This is a genomic window from Lacinutrix neustonica (assembly GCF_026625145.1).
Lineage (GTDB): Bacteria > Bacteroidota > Bacteroidia > Flavobacteriales > Flavobacteriaceae > Lacinutrix > Lacinutrix neustonica.
Window position 1 is genome coordinate 994,736 of record NZ_CP113088.1, and the last position, 18,352, is coordinate 1,013,087.

Here is an 18,352-nt window from a genome sequence, read left to right on the forward strand (position 1 = left end):
TCTTATTAATTATCTTTCCGCAACAACGGAAAATGACTCGCGTCCTTTTCCCGCAAAAAATCATACACAAATACGTTAGCAACAATATAAACTCACGCTGATTCAATTAATTAAAGTTTTCATAATTAAAACATATTTAACACTTTTAGAATTAAATCTACCTTCTTTTGACTTTGAATCAAATAAGCTCTTATGAAAAAAATTATCTTATTCATTTTTTTGGTCTTTAGCCTCAATTCAATATTTGCTCAAATTGAACAGAACATTTACGAATTGAACTCAATGGATAATCTTTTAACTGAAGATATTAAAGATATTTTAGACATAAATTTAACTGACAAAAAAGTTGTCTTTTTGGGAGAAGCTGAACATCACATTGGTTCGGATTTTTTAGCTAAAACTGAATTTGTAAAATATTTAGTTTTAGAAAAAGGATATAAAGACATCGCTTTTGAAGCTGATTTTTTTGGGCTTTATTTTGACCACAGCAAAATTAATTTATATTCTTTTTGGTCTCGTTCGATCCAATGTAAAGAACTATTTGAATTTTTAAAAGAACATAATGTTACTATTTGGGGCTTTGATAATCAAATGGGTTCTCGTTATACTTGGACCAATTTCACAAATAAACTGACTGAATTTCTAAAAGATAACTCTGTCAATTTTGAAGAAGACTTTATCGAAACAACTGAAACTTATATCAAAAACAGAAAAAAGGCAAACAAAGTTCTTGACAAATCAAGTTTGGAATACTTAATCAATGAAGTTGAAAAACTATTAAAAAATGAGACAGTAATTAAAAATGAGCTTTGGTCTCAAATTTTAAAAAGCTACAAAAGCGACATTATTATAAATTCAACTCATAAAAGCAGTAAAAAGGGCATACCAATTAGAGATAGCCAAATGGCTAAAAACCTAAATTTTTTAGTCAAAACAATGCCTGAAACAAAATTCATTGTATGGTTGGCAAATGCACATATGGCAAAATATGAATACGAATTTATGAAAGGTCAAACGATGGGAAGTCAATTCGTGAATATAAATCCTGACATTTCTTATCACATTGCTATTTCATCAATACATATGCCTTATAGAAAAGCTAAATGGATAGAGAAATCTAGTAATGACAAGGAAAACCTTTTACACTTTTTGCCTTCAACTGAAAAAAATTATTTTATTGACTCAAAGCAAATAATTATTGAAAATTCAGAATATGAGGAAAAAGAATATGAAGGAATGTTTAATCTTGAAGAAAATAAAACCAATTGGTTTAAACATTTTGATGCTTTAGTTTTTATATCAAAAGGAGAAAAAGTTAAATATCCGAAATAAAATACTGTTGCTAACACCGTGTATAAAACATAACTAAATCAGGCTTTGCGAGAAGTTTCTATTTATTTACTAAGTCCGCCAAATTTTTAATTTGGCTTTTACGTTTGACAAGTTAAAAACAAAATTAAAAATTTAGCTCTGTTTTATAAGCGAAATTATTACCTTTTTAAACGCTACGTTCCATACACAAGAACGTTAGCCCACATGCCCACTCGGCTCGAAAAAAAATCCTAAAGTTGCTTAAAAGTAAAAAAACAACACTTCTCACCTGCTCACTCAACCTATTTCGGATAAAACACAACGCGACACTGTTGCGACGGACTGATTTACGTTGCGGCAAAACTGTATGCGTAAAAGATTAAAAAATGATTACTCAAGCGTTTTCTGACCTTAGCAAAACGCAACTCTTACGACGGATTGCTATTATAAACGGCATATCTTAACCTTCAAAATATAAAATCAATAGCTATCTTTAAAACAATACTTTGCGAAACTGGAGTTCCAACTGTGATGAAATAAAATAACGTGGGCTAACAAGGTGTATAAAAAATTGCTAATTTGGGCTAGCACAATGGTAGTTGCTTGTTTGCTTGCTTCTGATTTTCCTACGGAAAATCCCCGCACTCAAACTACGCAACTTATCATACACGAACCGTTGTGTGTAATTTGAGAAATGAGACAAACGATAACCAAAAGTGATAAAAATTTAAAGATTCTGAACAACCTAATTGTGAACGGATTTTACAATGGTTATGTCGGAACTAAAAAGTTCGAATTAATGCGGAATCGTTTTCCTAACAACCATAGAATAATCGGAATTTCAAATGACGGAAAAAATTACGATTTGAAATTTGACTTTAAATCACCATTGAATATTGCAGTGAAATTTTTACTCACACTCGGAATTTTGATTTCAATAATTTCGTTGATTAAAGGAAATTGGATTTTACCAATTGTAGTTGTTATTTTTGGACTGATTATATTAATTGACTTTAAACTAAAAGAGAAAAAAGAAATCATTTTTTTTACAGACAAACTATTAGTATTCCATAACACTGAATTCGAATAAATGGAAAATCATAAACCTTACGATAAACAAATTGGATACTCTCACGATTTTGAGGTAGAATATCGCATTTTAACGCAATCAGAAGGTGGCAGAAAAACACTTCCTTATCAAGGAATTCGTTGGGATTTTTGGTAAGAATATAATGGGAAACATAAAGACCAGCTTTTTATGATTTGGCCTGAATTTATGGATGAGAATGGACAAGTCATTACTCAAAAAAATAGTCCTGTTCCAACTTCAGGAAAAGCTAAAATGTGGATTATTAATGATGCATTAAGAAAATACCACAAAGATAAAATTAAAATAGGAATGAAAGGTAATGGTCACGAAGGTGGAACAGTAGTTGCCAAGTATGTAGTTTCTAAAATTGTTGGGCTAATGACGAATCCTATAAAAGAAATTGAAAAATAAAAACTACACACAACACGGTGTATAATTAATTGCTTTGGCAAGTGCTTATTTGGAAAATTCCTTCGGAATTTTCTCCGGTACGTTTAAGTTTACTAAATTAGTTGCTTAAAAGTGGTTTAAAAATAAAAAAACAACACTTCTCATGTGCTCACTCAACCTATTTCGGATAAAACACAACGCGACACTGTTGCGACGGACTCTTTTACGTTGCGGCAAAACTGTATGGGTAAAAGATTAAAAAATGATTACTCAAGCATTTTCTGACCTTAGCAAAACGCAACACTTACGACGGATTTATATAGCAAACGGCAAATCGTAACGCACAAAAAATAAAATCAATAGTAGCACATAAAACTAAACTCTGCGGAGCTGCAAAGCCATATGGAGAAAAATAAAATAACGTGGGCTAACAATGTGTAAAATAAATACTACTTTTATGGCTTAACCTAAAGGCAGTTCGTGTTTGCTTGCTTCCGATTTTCCTACGGAAAATCCCCGCAATCAAACACGTACTTACTTTACACGAACCGTTAGCCCACATGCCCACTCGGCTCGAAAAAAAATCCTAAAGTTGCTTAAAAGTGGTTTAAAAGTAAAAAAACAATGCTTCTCTCCTACTTACTCAACCGATTTCGGATAAAAACACAACGCGACACTGTTGCGACGGACTCTTTTACGTTGCGGCAAAACTGTATGCGTAAAAGATTAAAAAATGATTACTCAAGCATTTTCTGACCTTAGAAAAACGCAACTCTTACGACGGATTTATATAGCAAACGGCAAATCGTAACGCACAAAAGATAAAATCAATAGTAGCACGTAAAACAAAACTCTGCGGAGCTGCAAAACCATATGGAGAAAAATAAAATAACGGTTGGTAACAATGTGTAAAATAAATACTACTTTTATGGCTTAACCTAAAGGCTGTTCGTGTTAGCTTGCTTCGGATTTTCCTACGGAAAATCCCCGCACACTAACCCGTACTTACCTTACACGTAACGTTGTGTGTCATTTTGAGAACATCGTCACTCAACGAAAATCACAGTTCACTCATTTTGACTTTTTTGATTAATAATATTAAATAACATTTGAGAAACTAAATCGAAGAAAATGAAATTATTTACAATAATGTTACTTCTGACTTTCTCAATTGGTTGCAAATCTCAAAGCAATCTTGAACAAGTTAATACCAAAAAAAGTACTGAATTAAAACCACCTTTTAAAAATCAAGGAGAACAAGAAAATTATTGGGCTCAAGAATTTTTTAAAACAAAATACGAGAAACAATTTTACGAAACATTTTCTAATGATATAACGGAAATAGCAATTAATGAAATTGAAGAAATAGATGAAATTCAATTGTTTTATGACAATAAATCGTTCAAAATATATGGATTAGATAAATCATTAAAACTGATTTTTAAAAAAGGTCTTTTATATCCTCAATTGTTTAGCGGATTCTCAACTGAACCTCGAAAATCTGACAAAGAACTTGATTCTCTTTCTGTTTCTGAAAGAGTATTTTACGAAATGAGTAGAGGCGATAATCTAACAATATCGAATTTGGAGGAACTTGAATTTCTGTCTGACTCACCAAAAGTTAAAAGGTTTCGGTTTTGGTTAATGTTTCCTAAAACTGTTAATGCACGAGTATATCTCTTTGAATTAACTAACGAGAATGCTGATAAAAACACTGAACTGAAAGAATTTTTAGAGAACTCTGAACTAACATTTTTAAAAGTTAGTAATATATTAATCTGACAAAAAAAACGAACACACAACAACGTGTATAATTAATTGCTGGTTTTAGCCTACTTACGAAAGTCCTCGCGGACTTTCTATCTGTGATTTGTTTGTTATCTTTAGTGCTTAAAACACGCAACTAATCTTATACAACAACGTTGTAGGTAATTTACCAACCCAATAAACTGAATGGAAAAAATTCAAGATCAGAAACACACAAAAGAAACTCTCTACTACTCTATTTCACGAATGTTGGAAAGAGCATCTTATTATGGATTTCGTGCTCTTGTGGTTCTTTATATGGTAGGAGAAACATTGAATATGGAAAGAACTGAAGCCTTAACGATTTACGGTTGGCTTGTAGGTTCGTTAGTTTTCTCTCAAATTATCGGAGGTCTTTTTGGAGACTTACTTATTGGAAATAAAAAAACAATTATAATTGGTGGAATTATTCAAGCAATCGGAGCTTTCAGTTTATGCATTCCTTCCACAACTGGACTTTATTTAGGTTTATTTCTTGTCGTTTTAGGTAGCGGATTTTTCACACCAAATATCATCTCAAATTTCGGAAAAACATATCTGAATAAGACTAAACTATTAGATTCAGGATTTACGATATTCTATCTCGCAATAAATTTGGGTTCTTTCCTGGGGATTTTACTAATTGGATATTTAGGAGAAACATATGGCTACAATATCGGATTTGTAATATCCGGAATATTAATGTTAATCTCAATAATTCCTATCATTCTTTCAAAAGAAAAAGGGATGGATGAAATTGAGAAAAATGAGTTTCCAATAGGTAAAAGAATTTTAAACATCTTAATTGCATTTATTGTTGTTGGTTTATTTTGGGGATTTTACGAATTATCAAGCATTCGGACTTTTGATTTACAGTTACAATTGAGTGAAATATCAACTTTAGGTATCCCAAATCATTTATGGCAATCAATCAACTCTATTTTCATTTTACCTATTAGTATAATTGCAATTATTTTGTGGACTTACTTTTACAGCAGTCAGTTCTTTAAATTAATGCTTGGGTTTGTTTTTGGAGTAATATCATTCGGAATATTATTCTTAATTCCGAAGTACCGACTGAACAGCATACAGTAACTTATTTGATTTCATTACTTTTTCTTGCAATTTCGGAAATTCATATTGCACCAATAATCCACTCGATTTTGACAAAATATTCTAATCCAAAATATTTAGCAATTTTAAGTAGTTTAGCATTTTTACCAACAAGATTGATTTCTTTAATTTTTGGTTTGTTTAATGATAAATTATATGACAATCCAATGTTAGGACTGAAAATCGGAATAGTTGGAATGACTATCATCGGAATTGGACTGATTGCATATATATTAATAAATAAAAAAACTACCTACAACAATGGCTATAAGTAATTGCTTGTTCTCGCATACTTTGGAAATTCCTGCGGAATTTCCAACTTGGTGTGTACTTGCAAAGTTAATCGCTAAACCACGCAACTACTCATAGCCGAGACCGTTGTGTACAATTACTCAACTAACTTAAAAGAAGGAAAAAAACGTTGAATTGAACTTGAGAAAAACTGCAATAAATATCAAAACTGAAAAGTGGAATGAAATAATCTCTGAATTAAGAAAAAGAGGTTGGATAGTTACTGCCAAATATTACGGATTTGACGCTGGAATTGATGACGATTTTTTGATATTAAGAAAAGGGTTTAAAAAAATACTGTTTGGTTGGACTAATTGGTTTGAGGGAGAAATAAAATGCAATGACCGAATTTTTGAATATTTAGAATCTGAATTAAAACTGGAATTTGAATATGGAAAACCGACAAGTCTGAAACCACTTGTGATTTCAACATACAGAATTCAATCTTTGCCATTGTTTCTTGTGAAAAAACTGAATTTATTGAACTGAAAAAATAAAAAACTGTACACAACACCGTATATAAAAAATTGCTATTTTAGGCTAAACTTAAGGTCGTTGCGTGTTTGCTGCGTCTGAATTTCCTTCGGAAATTCCTCGCACACAAACACGCAACTTTCCAAGATACACATCAACGTTCTATGCAATTAAAAAAACACCTCTTGAAACATTTAGCATTCATACTTTTATTAATAACCATTCTTGGTTGTAAACAAAATTCTAAATCTGAATTCATAGCTTTGAAATCGGATAAAAGCTCTAAACGAGAACGAACTGAATTAGATAAAAATATTCTGAAATATGTAAAGTATAAATCTGATGTTCTTGCTTTAATTAATGCAACTGTTTTTGATGGGAAAGGAAATCCAGCTAATGAAAACCAAACGTTGATTATTGTAAATGGCTATTTTCAAGCAATTGTAAAAAAATCGGAAATTGACCTACCAAAGGGAGCCACTATAATCGACTTAAAAGGAAAAACAATTATTCCCGGAATTGTAGGAGTTCACAATCATCTTCATATTCCAAGATTCCCATTTGTAGGAGAAACGGCATCAAAACTTTACTTGGCTTCAGGAGTAACAACTATCCAAACTTGTGGTTCAGCTTCACCACAACAGGAAATCGAATTGTCAAAAAGAATAGAGCAAGGCAAATTCATTGGGCCCAATATAATAACAAGTGGGCCTTATTTTACGGGAAAGGGAGGTAATCCAAATATGATTATTCCACGCAATGAAAACCACATTAAAGACACAATTCAATATTGGACAGAAAGAGGAGTAAGGTGGTTTAAAGTTTATCGCCATACAACACCAAGCGACTTGAAAATTATCATCAACGAGGCGCATAAACGGAATGCAAAAGTAACAGGACATTTGTGTTCAATCACCTTTGAACAGGCTACAAATTTAGGGATTGACGGAATAGAACACGGTTTGAATAGCACAAGTGATTTTAGAAAAAACAAGACAATGGGCATTTGTGATGGCTCAAGAGAATATATGGACGAGTTGACTATTAATAGCAAAGAGGTTAAACAGCTTCAACAGCTAATGATTGATAATAATGTCTTTTTGACTTCGACCTTAGCGATTTATGAGGCAAGCGTTCCAAATAGAGCCTTTGCAGAGGAACGCACGTTAAAAGTAATGTCGTCATTTTTAAAGTCACAATATCGTGAGAGAAGAAATGATTTCGATACTCAAAAATCAAATGATAATATTAGAGAAAAAAGACTGAAACGAATAATGGAATTTGAGCACCAATTTTTTAAAATGGGAGGAACATTAACAGCAGGAGTTGATGCAGGAAGACATGTAGTTCCAGGCTTTGGAGACCAACGAAATTTTGAATTATTAAAGGAAGCAGGATTAACAACCGAGGAAGCTATCAAAGTTATGACAAGTAATGGGGCACAAATTCTTTCCAAACCCGAAATTGGAACAATTGAGAAAGGAAAAAAGGCAGACTTTGTAATTATTAAAGGAGATGTTACAGAAAATATACGAAATGTAGAGTTAGTTTTCAAAGATGGTTATGGATTTGACCCAAAATTGATTTTAGAGGAAATGGATGGAAAATTTGGAGATGAATAACTGCATAGAACAACGTGTATAAAAAATAGCGGTTTAATCTCTTAATCGAAACAAAATGAATAAATTAAAGGTCAGTTATAAACCGAAGAATTAGTGGGTAAAACCCGCTACTTTTCTTATACACAAACGTTGTAGCCAATACGAATAAACAGTGATATTTGAAACTCACATATTAGAAAAACCGCTTGTAGACTATATTGAAACTATATTTTATTACAAGGATTTTAAGCCGAGACCATTCAATCGAACGTTTAGTGCCAACAGGACACGTTTTTATCATATTCGAATTGGATGGGTTTGAATATTATACCTTCGATAGAGATACATTAAAACCCAACGGAACTTTTAAAAATGTATGGATTTCTCGGAATGCACAAAGATTTTCTCTCTATTTCGGCACACCAAGATTCCGAAATGCTCGTAATTCAATTTAAAACGAATGGTGCATTCCCATTTTTTGACACACCAATCAATCAATTTAACAACAAAGTAATAGATGCACAAGATTTCTTTGGCAACGAGATTTTAGAATTGAGACAAGTAATTTTAAATGCAGAAAATCCTTCAGAAAAATTTAAATGTGTAGAAAATTGGTTGAACACTAAATTTGATATAACCAAGACAGCGAGTGCTGAACTTCTAAATGTATTATCTCAATTATATACAAAGCCAATTTCAGAAAGCAATAAAATCATAGCTTCTTATCCTCTTTCTCAAAAACATCTAATTAATCAATTCAAAACCTATTTTGGATTGACACCAAAGGCATTCCATAGAATTTTCAGGTTCAACGAAATACTTAAGCAAATTCAGAACAAAAATCAATTAAAATGGGTAGACATCGCCTACGAATTTGGGTATTCAGACCAATCTCATTTCATTAAGGAATTTAAAGAGTTTTCTCGGCTTTAATCCTCAAGAGTTTATTAATTCTGACTTCCATAAAGACGAACCGAATTTCTTTCCTTTGGACAAGAAAGGTTAATTTTTTACTATCTCATTAGTATTTTTTTATGGTACTTTGTGTTTTATCAGTTTTACTATTATGAAAAAAGTATTATACACATTATTGTTTCTATATTTTCCTTTTGTTTTAGTTGCTCAAACAACTGGAAATACTGAAAACAGAATTACATCTGTTATTGATTCTTCGAAAGTTGATAATATGGTTTTAAAACAGTCATTTATTGTCAATGTAGCTTTAGATTCCGTATGGAATGCTTATACAACTAAAAAAGGTTGGGAAAGTTGGGCAACAGCAATCGCAGAAATAGATTTTAAAAACAACGGAATTATCAAAACCAATTATAATAAAGCTGGAAAAATTGGAGATGAATCTACCATTACGCTTCACATACTAAATTATATCCCAAAACGGATGTTAACGCTTCAGGCTGAATTGACAAAGAATTTTCCTGAATTTATGAAAGCCGATGAAAAAGACTTGTACAATGTAATTCTTTTCGAAGAAGTAAGTTCCACAAAAACAAAGGTTACCTCTTATGGAATTGGATATAAAAACAATGAAAAGTATATGTCATTGATGAAGTTTTTTATCCAAGGTAATGAACAATCTTACTTAAATTTAATGTCCTATTTAGAAACAGGGGAACCAAGTGCAAAGTATTAAACTATGGACAAAGCATTACAAACAATGATTGACAATATGCCTGAAAAAACAGGCAAATCACTAACGGAGTGGAAATCTTTACTTAAATCAAAAACGTTCGTGAAGCATAGTGAGGCTGTAAATTATTTAAAAAAAGAACATAATGTAACACACGGATTTGCTAACACTATTGTGTCGTTATCAAAAGAAGAAAAATCCAATGATAAAAATTTGGTTGCAGAACAATACAAGGGCAAGGAAAATTTATTACCAATTTTTGAAAGTTTAATCTCATTAGTTAAAAAATTTGGAAGCGATGTGAAAATTACACCCAAGAAGACAGAAGTAAGTTTGGATAGAAAAAGAAAGTTTGCCGTAATAAAACCTGCTACCAAATCACGAATTGATTTAGGGTTAAAACTTAAGGATAAATTAATAACCGAACGTCTTGAAAATTACGGATCTTTTGGAACAATGTGTACGCATAGAGTTAGATTAACTGACATAAGCCAAATAGACTCTGAATTAAAAGAATTACTGAAAGAAGCCTACCTAAAAGCAGAATAAGTACTGGCTACAACAACGTATATAAAAAATAGCAAAATTAGTGCAAGCCGTTTGGTTTGCACTTTTTTATTATCTTTCATCTATCCGAAAAGTGTGGCATTTAAAACCTGCTACTTTTCTTATAGAATACCGTTGTGGTTAATTTTGACCCGTCCTGAAATAAGGCTACATAATTTTAAACATTATGTACAGAAATGACAAAGTAATCAGACGGTATTCAGAACCTTTTAAACTACAGCTAAATTTAAGGAGAAGACAGCTTTTAAAACAAAGTTGGTTTAAGCTTTTAGAAAGATTTTCTAATTGGTAGAGCACCCAAAATTTTAGTTTGTGATAGTTATAAGGAAAATGCATTCTAAACATCCAGTTTGTATGAATAAAGGTATTGAACATTACAGATTTTGATTTTATTAAGAATTTATTAGCTTTGTAATAGCACCAAGCTATTAAACCTTAAATCATTCCAAATGAAACTTTTAAATTTCACAGCAATATTTTGTAGCTTTTTACTCATTCTTTCTTGTAGTAAGGATGACGATCAAGGCGGAAACGCACCAACTTTAAATCGTATTATCTTAACCTCTCCAGAAGCAGACGGAACCCTTGTACAAGTTCTACCTGAATTTGCATGGGAAGCCTACGACAGTGAACAGACGGTAAATTATTCAATTTTTATTGGTACTGAGCAAGGTAACATCCCATTAGTAGCATCAGAAATACAAAGTGTCAATCCAACGTTTACCGTTGACGTTAGTAATGTACTAATGAATGCAACCACTTACTACTGGAAGGTACAAGCGAATATTCAAGGAGCAATAGTTGCCGAAAGCGAAATACAATCCTTTGTTACAGAATTAATAACTACTGTGCAATTAACTGAAAATGCAGACTACCCAAAAAGAATTAATGCATCTGCGGCTGCTTTTAATGACAAACTTTGGATCGTTGGAGGAAAAGATGCAGGAGATATAGCACTTGATGATATTTGGTCTAGTACTGACGGTATCACTTGGACTTATGAAGGTGCACTTAATGGAACTGTTTATGGACATAAGTTAATAACTTTCAATAATAAACTCCGGCTATACGGAGGTATATTTGATGGTTTTGTTTCCTCAAAAATATTTAGTTCAGTTGATGGAGTAACTTGGGTAGAAGAGACTGAAACAACACCATTCAGTCAATACAATAATGCACTAATGACTGTGTATAACGGAAAACTATATAGAGTAGCAGGATATAATGCAAGTGCTGTTGAATTATCTGATGAACGCGCAACTTATAGCAGTATTGATGGTTTAAATTGGATCTTAGAAACTGCTAACCATGGTTTTGAATCAAAATATAGTTTTTTGGTTACCGCTATAAATAATAACCTTATTGCTCTAGAACCTTCTGCTGATAGCGGCGAAAATTCGATTACATTATATACAAGTTCTGATGGTATCACTTGGAATAATGAAACAACTTGGATGACAGCAGAGAGAGGATACACTTCTATTAAGACTGTAAAACTTGGTGATAAATTAATTCTGATCACACCTCCACCAAGTAATATTTCAAGTTCTACTACTTTTTATGAGTCTGAAAATGGTATAGATTGGAGTCCAGCAACCATGCAAACAACACCAATTGCTGCAAGAAATTATAATTTTGTAGCATTGGGTGGATCGTTATATGCTATAGGAGGAACTACCATAACCACCCAAGTTACATCCGTAGATAATCAAGTTTGGAAACTTAATTAATCCCTTGATTATTCCAACAAGCAAAAGGTTCTAATACTAAGTATTAGAACCTTTTGCTTGTTACGTCTCTTTGCTTTTCCTCTTAAAATAATATATTTGAAAAGTCTACTTTAATTTGATCTGCAAATACTTGAAGTGTTAAATCGAATTTCATAAGGTTCTAATTTTTGGCGAGGCTACAGTGTCTGTTCTCAATTGACTCATATAATTAAGCTTTTTAACATTTCCTGCTTTTAAACTAAGTAGAATAATTTATTGCTAAGTTCTTGCCTACTCGGAAAATCATTTAGACCACCCTATGCTTCGCTCCATTTTCGCCCAATTATTTGATTAACCGAGAAAACAAATCATGTCCATTCACAAACAACTTTTACTCCCCCTCGTAAATAGCCAAGATTTCCGAACTGTATTTTTCTCGTATAACTCTCCTTTTTAGTTTTAGAGTAGGCGTGAGTTCTGCTAATGCCCCATCTTCATGAATGGGCAGCCAAGGCGTGGCTATTAGTTTAAATTTCTTTATTTGTTCTATATGACCAAATTCCGGGTTGTAGCTATCAATGACTTTCTGATATTTACGGATTACCTTTTTATTTTGTATCATTTCCTCCAAATTGGTCCACGCCATTTTCTTATGGAGACACCAACTTTTTAGCGCTGCTTCTGAAGGTAAAATTAAAGCGGAAACAAACTTTTGATTATCCCCTATAACCATCAATTGTTCAACCAAAAAGTCTTCCTTAATACGGTTTTCAATGGGTGCAGGAGCGACGTACTTTCCCCCTGAGGTTTTCAATAACTCTTTCTTCCTATCTGTAATCTTAAGAAACGCCCTGCCATCGGGTCCTTTAATTAGTTTTCCTATATCGCCTGTACGAAACCATTTTTTCCCATCAATGATCTGGAATACCTCGTCATTTTTATCACGGTTTTTTGTAATACCCGAGCATGACATTGGGGCCGTGAGCCAAAATTTCACCTTCATCTTCTTTATACTCGCCGGATTTTGTATCAATAAATAAGGAAACACCTTCAATGGCATACCCAACGGTTCCTATAATGGTACCATTTGGCTCCAAGCTGTTCCCTGTTAACGTCGGTGAGGTCTCCGTTAATCCGTAGGCTTCTCTAATAGGAATACCTGCCGCACAAAAAACACGTAATATCTTAACTGGACACGGAGCGGCACCAGTAATAATTTGCCTTATATTACCGCCTAAAGCAGCCCGCCATTTACTAAAAATTAATGTATCGGCCAGTTTCCACTTTAGCTTTTCAACAAAAGACAACTGCTGGTCTAGCTCGTAATCATCGGTTAAATCCAAAGCCCAAAAAAATAGTTTACGCTTAGTTCCTTCCGGAGCCAAACCTTTGTTGTAAATAGCTTCATAAATCTTTTCCAATAATCGCGGCACTGTAGTGAAAACCACAGGTCGAACTGCTAGCAAATCTCCATCGGGTCCACTAAGATTGTCTGTTCCACAGAAAAATACTGAAACGCCCTTATAGCAATAACAAAAAGACACGGCGCGTTCATAAACGTGGCAAATCGGAAGAAAACTTAGCACTTTCTCATTGGGTTTAGCTATTAATAATGCTGCGGTTGCTTTAACAACATGCATAATATTAGCATGGCTTAGCATAACACCTTTGGGGTTTCCTGTAGTTCCTGATGTATATATAATGGTTACTAAATCATCTCCTTTTATATTGGATTTGATCTGTTCTAAACTTGAAATGCCTTGAGTGTCAAAAATTGATTCCCAAAAAGGGTTTCCACTTACCGCATCAAAGGTGTAAATGTGTTTTAGTGTAGCGACTGCTTTTTGAGTTTCCGATAGTTTCGCATACAAATCCAATCCGCCACAGAAGACGGCTTTTACCTCAGCTTCATTCAAAATGTATTCATATTCCGAAACGCTAATTGTAGGATACAATGGAATACTAATCATTCCTGCTATTTGTATAGCATAGTCCATTACAATCCATTCCGGCCTATTTTTATAGGCAACAATGGCGACCTTATCGCCGGGAACAAGTCCTAGTTTTAATAATCCTGCTGCCGCTTTTTCGGCAGTATCCATTAGTTTTTGGGTACTATACGATTCCCATTGCCCAGTTGAATTTCTTCCACTAATGGAAGCTTCTAATGGATTATTTTTTAATTGATGGTCTAATAAATCGAAAAGTCTGGTCATTGGTTTGGTTTATTTTGACAACCCTTGAATATACAAAATAAAGGGTTCTAATTAATAAGGGGCGCTAAAATATTAGAATAAAGGTCATTCAAACATAAGACTAATAAATTCTGCTACACAAGCTGGTTTATCAGCGCCTTCAATTTCCACTGAACAGTGACAGGTGACTTTAACACCGTTTTCAGCATAGGTCTCAATAGCAGTCACTTTCCCGTTCAGTCGCAACTTACTATCTACCAAGACGGCATTTGGAAAACGAACATTATTCAAGCCATAATTCACCCCCATTTTTACCGATTTAACCTCCGGAAGGTCTCCCAACATTTTGGACAATAGGGATACAGACATAAAGCCATGTGCCACTGGCTTTTTAAATGGAGACTGTTGCCTTGCCTTTTCCACATCTACATGTATCCATTGAAAATCCAATGTCGCTTTGGCGAAATCATTTATCATTTCCTGTGTTATGGTAACCCATTCTCCAGGTGGAAGTGCTTTCCCTTCGCAGGTACTAAATTCCTTTAAGTCTTTAAAAACCAGTTTAGTCATTTTATCTCTTGTTTATCGTGAAGTCCCCCCATCAATGGTTAAACAAATTCCTGAGACAAAGCGTGCCTCGTCAGAGGCTAGATATAAATAACCATAGGCGATATCTATGGGGTGTGCAGCCGTTTTTAAAGGGATACTGGCCTTAATGGCCTCTAACTGTACTTACGGAATATTGTCAACCATATCGGTCATTGTAAAGCCAGGAGCTATAGCATTGGCAGTTATTCCATATTTACCCAGTTCCATCGTCCACGTTTTAGACATGGCGATGACCCCTGCTTTGGTTGCTGCATAATTGGTTTGCCCAAAATTACCACGCAAACCCACATTGGAAGCCGCACTAACAATTCTTCCGTAGTTATTCGACTTCATATAAGGAGCTACCGCTTGTGTACAAATAAACACCCCTTTTAAGTTCACCTCGATGACCGCGTCAAATTCATCCTCACTCATCTTTTCTAAGGTACGGTCCCGTGTAATCCCTGCATTATTAATTAGGATATCAATTTTCCCGTATTTAGAATTCACCTGTTTAAAAAGATTTTCTACAGCCGATTTGTCGGTTACTGAAACCTTATGAAATTCTGCGGTTCCCCCTGACGCCAATATATCCTTAGCGACTGCTTCGCCTTGAGGCAGTAGATCCATGATAATAACGGTAGCACCTTCTTTAGCGAAGAGTTCGGAAATAGCCTTTCCAATGCCCCGAGAACCTCCGGTAACGATTGCTATTTTATCTTTTAATCTCATGTCTTTTGTTTTTAGTGTTATTGCTTGTTATTTATGAAATCTGAACAACCATTTTTCCTTTTACCTTGCGATGCATCATTTCGTCTAAAGCTACTTCAGTAGCTTCTAAGGACACTATTTTATGAATGTGTGGTTTTAGCTTTCCTTCGGCATGCCATTGCATTAGGGTCATGGTATTGGCCATATTCTCTTTAGGATATTTCATTGCGAAACCACCCCGAGAAAACGCCAACAATCGAAGCGCCTTTAAGTAAAGGAAGGTTTAACGGAATTTTAGGAATCGTACCTGCTGCAAAGCCTACCACTAAAAAGCGACCGTTCCATGCGATACCTCTTAGTGCCTGCTCAGAAAAATCGCTCCCAACAGGATCATAAACGACATCTACCCCTTTACCTTCTGTTAGCGTTTTTAAAATGGCTTTCAAATCTTGTTTGGTATAGTTTATTAGTTCATCTGCGCCATACGCCTTACAGAGGTCTAGCTTTTCTTGATTAGACGCCGCCGCAATAACCTTCGCCCCCATTAATTTGCCCAATTCAACAGCGGCCAAACCAACCCCTCCCGAGGCTCCTAAAACTAAAAGTGTTTCCCCTTTCATTAGCTTGGCCCTATCTTTTAATGCATGATAAGAAGTGCCATAAGCCATCATAAAAGAGGCCGCTACTGGATACTCCATTTGGGGTGGTTTAGGAAAGCAAGCGTTTCCTGGCACAATAACTTCTTCAGCTAAGCCACCATGTGCTACAAAACCAAAAACGGCATCGCCAACCTTTAAATGAGTCACACCATCGCCCACTTCCTTGACGACACCAGCTATATCGCTTCCCGGAGTAAATGGTAACTCCGGTTTAAATTGATACAAGCCTTGAATGATTAGTGTATCCGGAAAATTTAATCCACAGGCTTTTACCTGTACCAAAACTTCCTTTGGACCTGCATGCAAGGAGGCTATTTCCTCCAACTTCAAATTGGACGGTGGACCGTAAGTATTACATCGTATTGCTTTCATTTTTTATATTTTGCTCTTTTGTTTTTGAAATAATCTTCACGCTTTAGCAAGACATTAATCTTCTATAACTTTCAATACCAATTTACCCAGTTTATCACCGAGAAAACAATCGGTTATAAGTCTCCGGGAAGTTCTCAATACCATCATAAACATCCTCACGTGTTTTCAGCTTGCCTTCGGCCATCCATTTGCCCATTTGCTGACCCGCTTCTCCATAGCGTTCGGCCCAATCAAATACAACCATGCCCTGCATAGTTGCTCTATTCACCAATAATGAAAGATAATTGGCTGGCCCTCTCATATTTTCCTTGTTATTATACTGAGAAATCGCCCCACAAATAACGACTCTTGCGTGCATTCGTAATCTTCCTAAAGCGGCATCCAAAATCTCGCCTCCAACATTATCAAAATAAACATCCAATCCTTTAGGGCATTCTTGTTTTAATCGCTCCTTTACCGCTTCGTTTTTATAGTCGATGCACGCATCAAAGCCCAAATCGTCGACTACATATTTACACTTATCCGTACCCCCTGCGATGCCAATGACTTTACACCCTTTTATCTTGGCTATTTGTCCAACAATACTGCCTACGGCACCAGCTGCTCCCGAAACCACGACAACATCTCCTTCTTTAATTTTACCTACTTCTAAAATTCCGAAATAAGCGGTCATTCCTGGCATCCCCAAGGTGCCAATATAAGTGGGAAGTGGCGCTAAATTTGGGTCCACTTTATAATAGCCTTTTCCATCTGTCGCCACATATTGTTGCACGCCGCCATGCCCTGAAACGAAATCGCCAACCTTGAATGTCGGGTGGTTTTTTGCTTTTATGACCTCGCCAACTGAACCTGCGCGCATGACTGCCCCGATTTCTACCGGTGCTATATATGATTTCCCCTCATTCATCCAACCACGCATAGCTGGGTCAAGAGAGATATAATGATTCTTTATTAAGACTTGCCCTTCCTCTAGTTCCGGAATAGGATTTTTTTCTAAGGACCATGTAGATGCATCTGCGGCTCCTACTGGTCTTTTTTTAAATATCTGTTGTTTATTCATCTTGTTTTAATTATCTATTTATTATTATAAAGAAGTTCCGCCGTCTAAGGTTATGGTCTGTCCCGTGATAAATTTTGAATTTTCAGAGGCCAGCCAGCAAATAGCTTCAGCAATTTCGTTCGCCTCCCCGAACCTGCCCATAGGTATAAAGCGTTTTAGCTTATCACCCATATCGGGACTCACGGAAAGCAATTGTTCCAACAAAGCCGAATGGGTAAATCCTGGACACACCGCATTGATTCGAATGTTTTTTCTGCCATACTCCAAAGCAGCCGATTTTGTCATGCCCACCACTGCAAATTTACTAGCGGAATAAGACAAATTATTTCCTGAAGCTTTTAAACCCGCTAAAGAAGCAACATTCACAATGTTACCATAGCCCTGTTTCTGCATCTGTTCTAGCGCCAATTTCATGCAATAGAATACGCCTGTTTGATTAACCGCAATTACATTATGCCAGTCGTCAAGGGAATGATCTGCTGTCTTTGCTTGGTGCTTACCTCCTATTCCTGCATTGTTAACCATGACGTCCGAGACGACCCTGTTTTTTAATAACAGTTTGTAGTAATTCCTCCACCTGCTCGAACTGAGTCACATCTGTTGCTAATGCCGAGGCCTTACCACCAGCATCTCGGATTTCAATTGCTACTTTTTCTGCATTTTCCAAATTGATATCAGAGACCACTACATGGGCCTTATGCGTTCCAAAAAGCTTTGCCGTGGCTGCCCCAATGCCACTACCAGCACCTGTAATTACTACTACTTTATCTTTAAAGTTCATTTTTTCG

The 18,352-nt window shown here is 34.9% G+C and carries 21 protein-coding genes and 1 pseudogene; 13 read left to right on the top strand and 9 right to left on the bottom strand.

Annotated features, from left to right (window positions below; all coding sequences use genetic code 11):
- Positions 1-192: 192 nt before the first annotated feature.
- From N7U66_RS05450 to N7U66_RS05510, 13 genes are all read left to right on the top strand, one after another.
- Positions 193-1,332, top strand: coding sequence for an erythromycin esterase family protein (locus N7U66_RS05450; RefSeq protein WP_267677651.1), 1,140 nt, complete (start codon positions 193-195; stop codon positions 1,330-1,332).
- Between the two features lie 673 nt (positions 1,333-2,005).
- Entirely contained in the window at positions 2,006-2,401 is a 396-nt protein-coding gene (locus tag N7U66_RS05455) for a hypothetical protein (RefSeq protein ID WP_267677652.1), read from the top strand.
- Entirely contained in the window at positions 2,402-2,536 is a 135-nt protein-coding gene (locus N7U66_RS05460) for a hypothetical protein (RefSeq protein WP_267676745.1), read from the top strand. It abuts the gene before it with no gap.
- A 33-nt stretch (positions 2,537-2,569) separates the two neighbouring features.
- Positions 2,570-2,812, top strand: coding sequence for a hypothetical protein (locus N7U66_RS05465; RefSeq protein ID WP_267676744.1), 243 nt, complete (start codon positions 2,570-2,572; stop codon positions 2,810-2,812).
- 1,110 nt (positions 2,813-3,922) lie between these two features.
- On the top strand, positions 3,923-4,573 hold the full coding sequence (locus N7U66_RS05470; protein WP_267677653.1) for a hypothetical protein: 651 nt from the start codon (positions 3,923-3,925) through the stop codon (positions 4,571-4,573).
- 171 nt (positions 4,574-4,744) lie between these two features.
- Positions 4,745-5,671, top strand: a complete 927-nt coding sequence (locus N7U66_RS05475; protein ID WP_267677654.1) for a POT-type proton-dependent oligopeptide transporter — start codon at positions 4,745-4,747, stop codon at positions 5,669-5,671.
- A gap of 68 nt (positions 5,672-5,739) precedes the next feature.
- Positions 5,740-5,964, top strand: a complete 225-nt coding sequence (locus tag N7U66_RS05480; protein WP_267677655.1) for a hypothetical protein — start codon at positions 5,740-5,742, stop codon at positions 5,962-5,964.
- A 157-nt stretch (positions 5,965-6,121) separates the two neighbouring features.
- A complete protein-coding gene (locus tag N7U66_RS05485) occupies positions 6,122-6,469 on the top strand; it encodes a hypothetical protein (RefSeq protein WP_267677656.1) in 348 nt (115 codons plus the stop codon).
- Between the two features lie 170 nt (positions 6,470-6,639).
- Positions 6,640-8,076, top strand: a complete 1,437-nt coding sequence (locus tag N7U66_RS05490; RefSeq protein WP_267677658.1) for an amidohydrolase family protein — start codon at positions 6,640-6,642, stop codon at positions 8,074-8,076.
- Positions 8,077-8,427: 351 nt separating this feature from the next.
- Positions 8,428-8,988: a helix-turn-helix domain-containing protein gene (locus tag N7U66_RS05495; RefSeq protein ID WP_267677659.1), complete on the top strand. Its 561-nt coding sequence runs from the start codon at positions 8,428-8,430 to the stop codon at positions 8,986-8,988.
- Positions 8,989-9,121: 133 nt separating this feature from the next.
- Positions 9,122-9,706: an SRPBCC domain-containing protein gene (locus N7U66_RS05500; protein WP_267677595.1), complete on the top strand. Its 585-nt coding sequence runs from the start codon at positions 9,122-9,124 to the stop codon at positions 9,704-9,706.
- 3 nt (positions 9,707-9,709) lie between these two features.
- Entirely contained in the window at positions 9,710-10,252 is a 543-nt protein-coding gene (locus N7U66_RS05505) for a DUF4287 domain-containing protein (RefSeq protein ID WP_267677596.1), read from the top strand.
- A gap of 467 nt (positions 10,253-10,719) precedes the next feature.
- Entirely contained in the window at positions 10,720-12,000 is a 1,281-nt protein-coding gene (locus tag N7U66_RS05510; protein ID WP_267677660.1) for a Kelch repeat-containing protein, read from the top strand.
- 370 nt (positions 12,001-12,370) lie between these two features.
- Here N7U66_RS05510 and N7U66_RS05515 read toward each other — a convergent pair whose 3' ends face one another.
- From N7U66_RS05515 to N7U66_RS05555, 9 genes and pseudogenes are all read right to left on the bottom strand, one after another.
- Positions 12,371-12,952: an AMP-binding protein gene (locus N7U66_RS05515; RefSeq protein ID WP_267677661.1), complete on the bottom strand. Its 582-nt coding sequence runs from the start codon at positions 12,950-12,952 to the stop codon at positions 12,371-12,373.
- Complete coding sequence (locus N7U66_RS05520; RefSeq protein ID WP_267677662.1) at positions 12,921-14,195, bottom strand: AMP-dependent synthetase/ligase; 1,275 nt, start codon at positions 14,193-14,195, stop codon at positions 12,921-12,923. The genes N7U66_RS05515 and N7U66_RS05520 overlap by 32 nt, the downstream gene beginning before the upstream one ends.
- 84 nt (positions 14,196-14,279) lie before the next feature.
- The gene (locus tag N7U66_RS05525) at positions 14,280-14,744 is read right to left on the bottom strand and encodes a MaoC family dehydratase (protein WP_267677663.1); all 465 of its coding nucleotides are present in this window, start codon (positions 14,742-14,744) and stop codon (positions 14,280-14,282) included.
- A gap of 12 nt (positions 14,745-14,756) precedes the next feature.
- Positions 14,757-15,494: pseudogene (locus N7U66_RS05530) on the bottom strand (SDR family NAD(P)-dependent oxidoreductase).
- A gap of 31 nt (positions 15,495-15,525) precedes the next feature.
- On the bottom strand, positions 15,526-15,699 hold the full coding sequence (locus tag N7U66_RS22795; RefSeq protein WP_267677664.1) for a zinc-binding dehydrogenase: 174 nt from the start codon (positions 15,697-15,699) through the stop codon (positions 15,526-15,528).
- Entirely contained in the window at positions 15,686-16,504 is an 819-nt protein-coding gene (locus N7U66_RS05540; RefSeq protein WP_267677665.1) for an NADPH:quinone oxidoreductase family protein, read from the bottom strand. The genes N7U66_RS22795 and N7U66_RS05540 overlap by 14 nt, the downstream gene beginning before the upstream one ends.
- Positions 16,505-16,598: 94 nt before the next feature.
- Complete coding sequence (locus N7U66_RS05545) at positions 16,599-17,564, bottom strand: NADP-dependent oxidoreductase (RefSeq protein ID WP_267677666.1); 966 nt, start codon at positions 17,562-17,564, stop codon at positions 16,599-16,601.
- 24 nt (positions 17,565-17,588) lie between these two features.
- A complete protein-coding gene (locus N7U66_RS05550) occupies positions 17,589-18,089 on the bottom strand; it encodes an SDR family NAD(P)-dependent oxidoreductase (protein WP_267677667.1) in 501 nt (166 codons plus the stop codon).
- Positions 18,082-18,345: an SDR family NAD(P)-dependent oxidoreductase gene (locus N7U66_RS05555; protein ID WP_267677668.1), complete on the bottom strand. Its 264-nt coding sequence runs from the start codon at positions 18,343-18,345 to the stop codon at positions 18,082-18,084. The genes N7U66_RS05550 and N7U66_RS05555 overlap by 8 nt, the downstream gene beginning before the upstream one ends.
- Between the last annotated feature and the right edge of the window lie 7 nt (positions 18,346-18,352).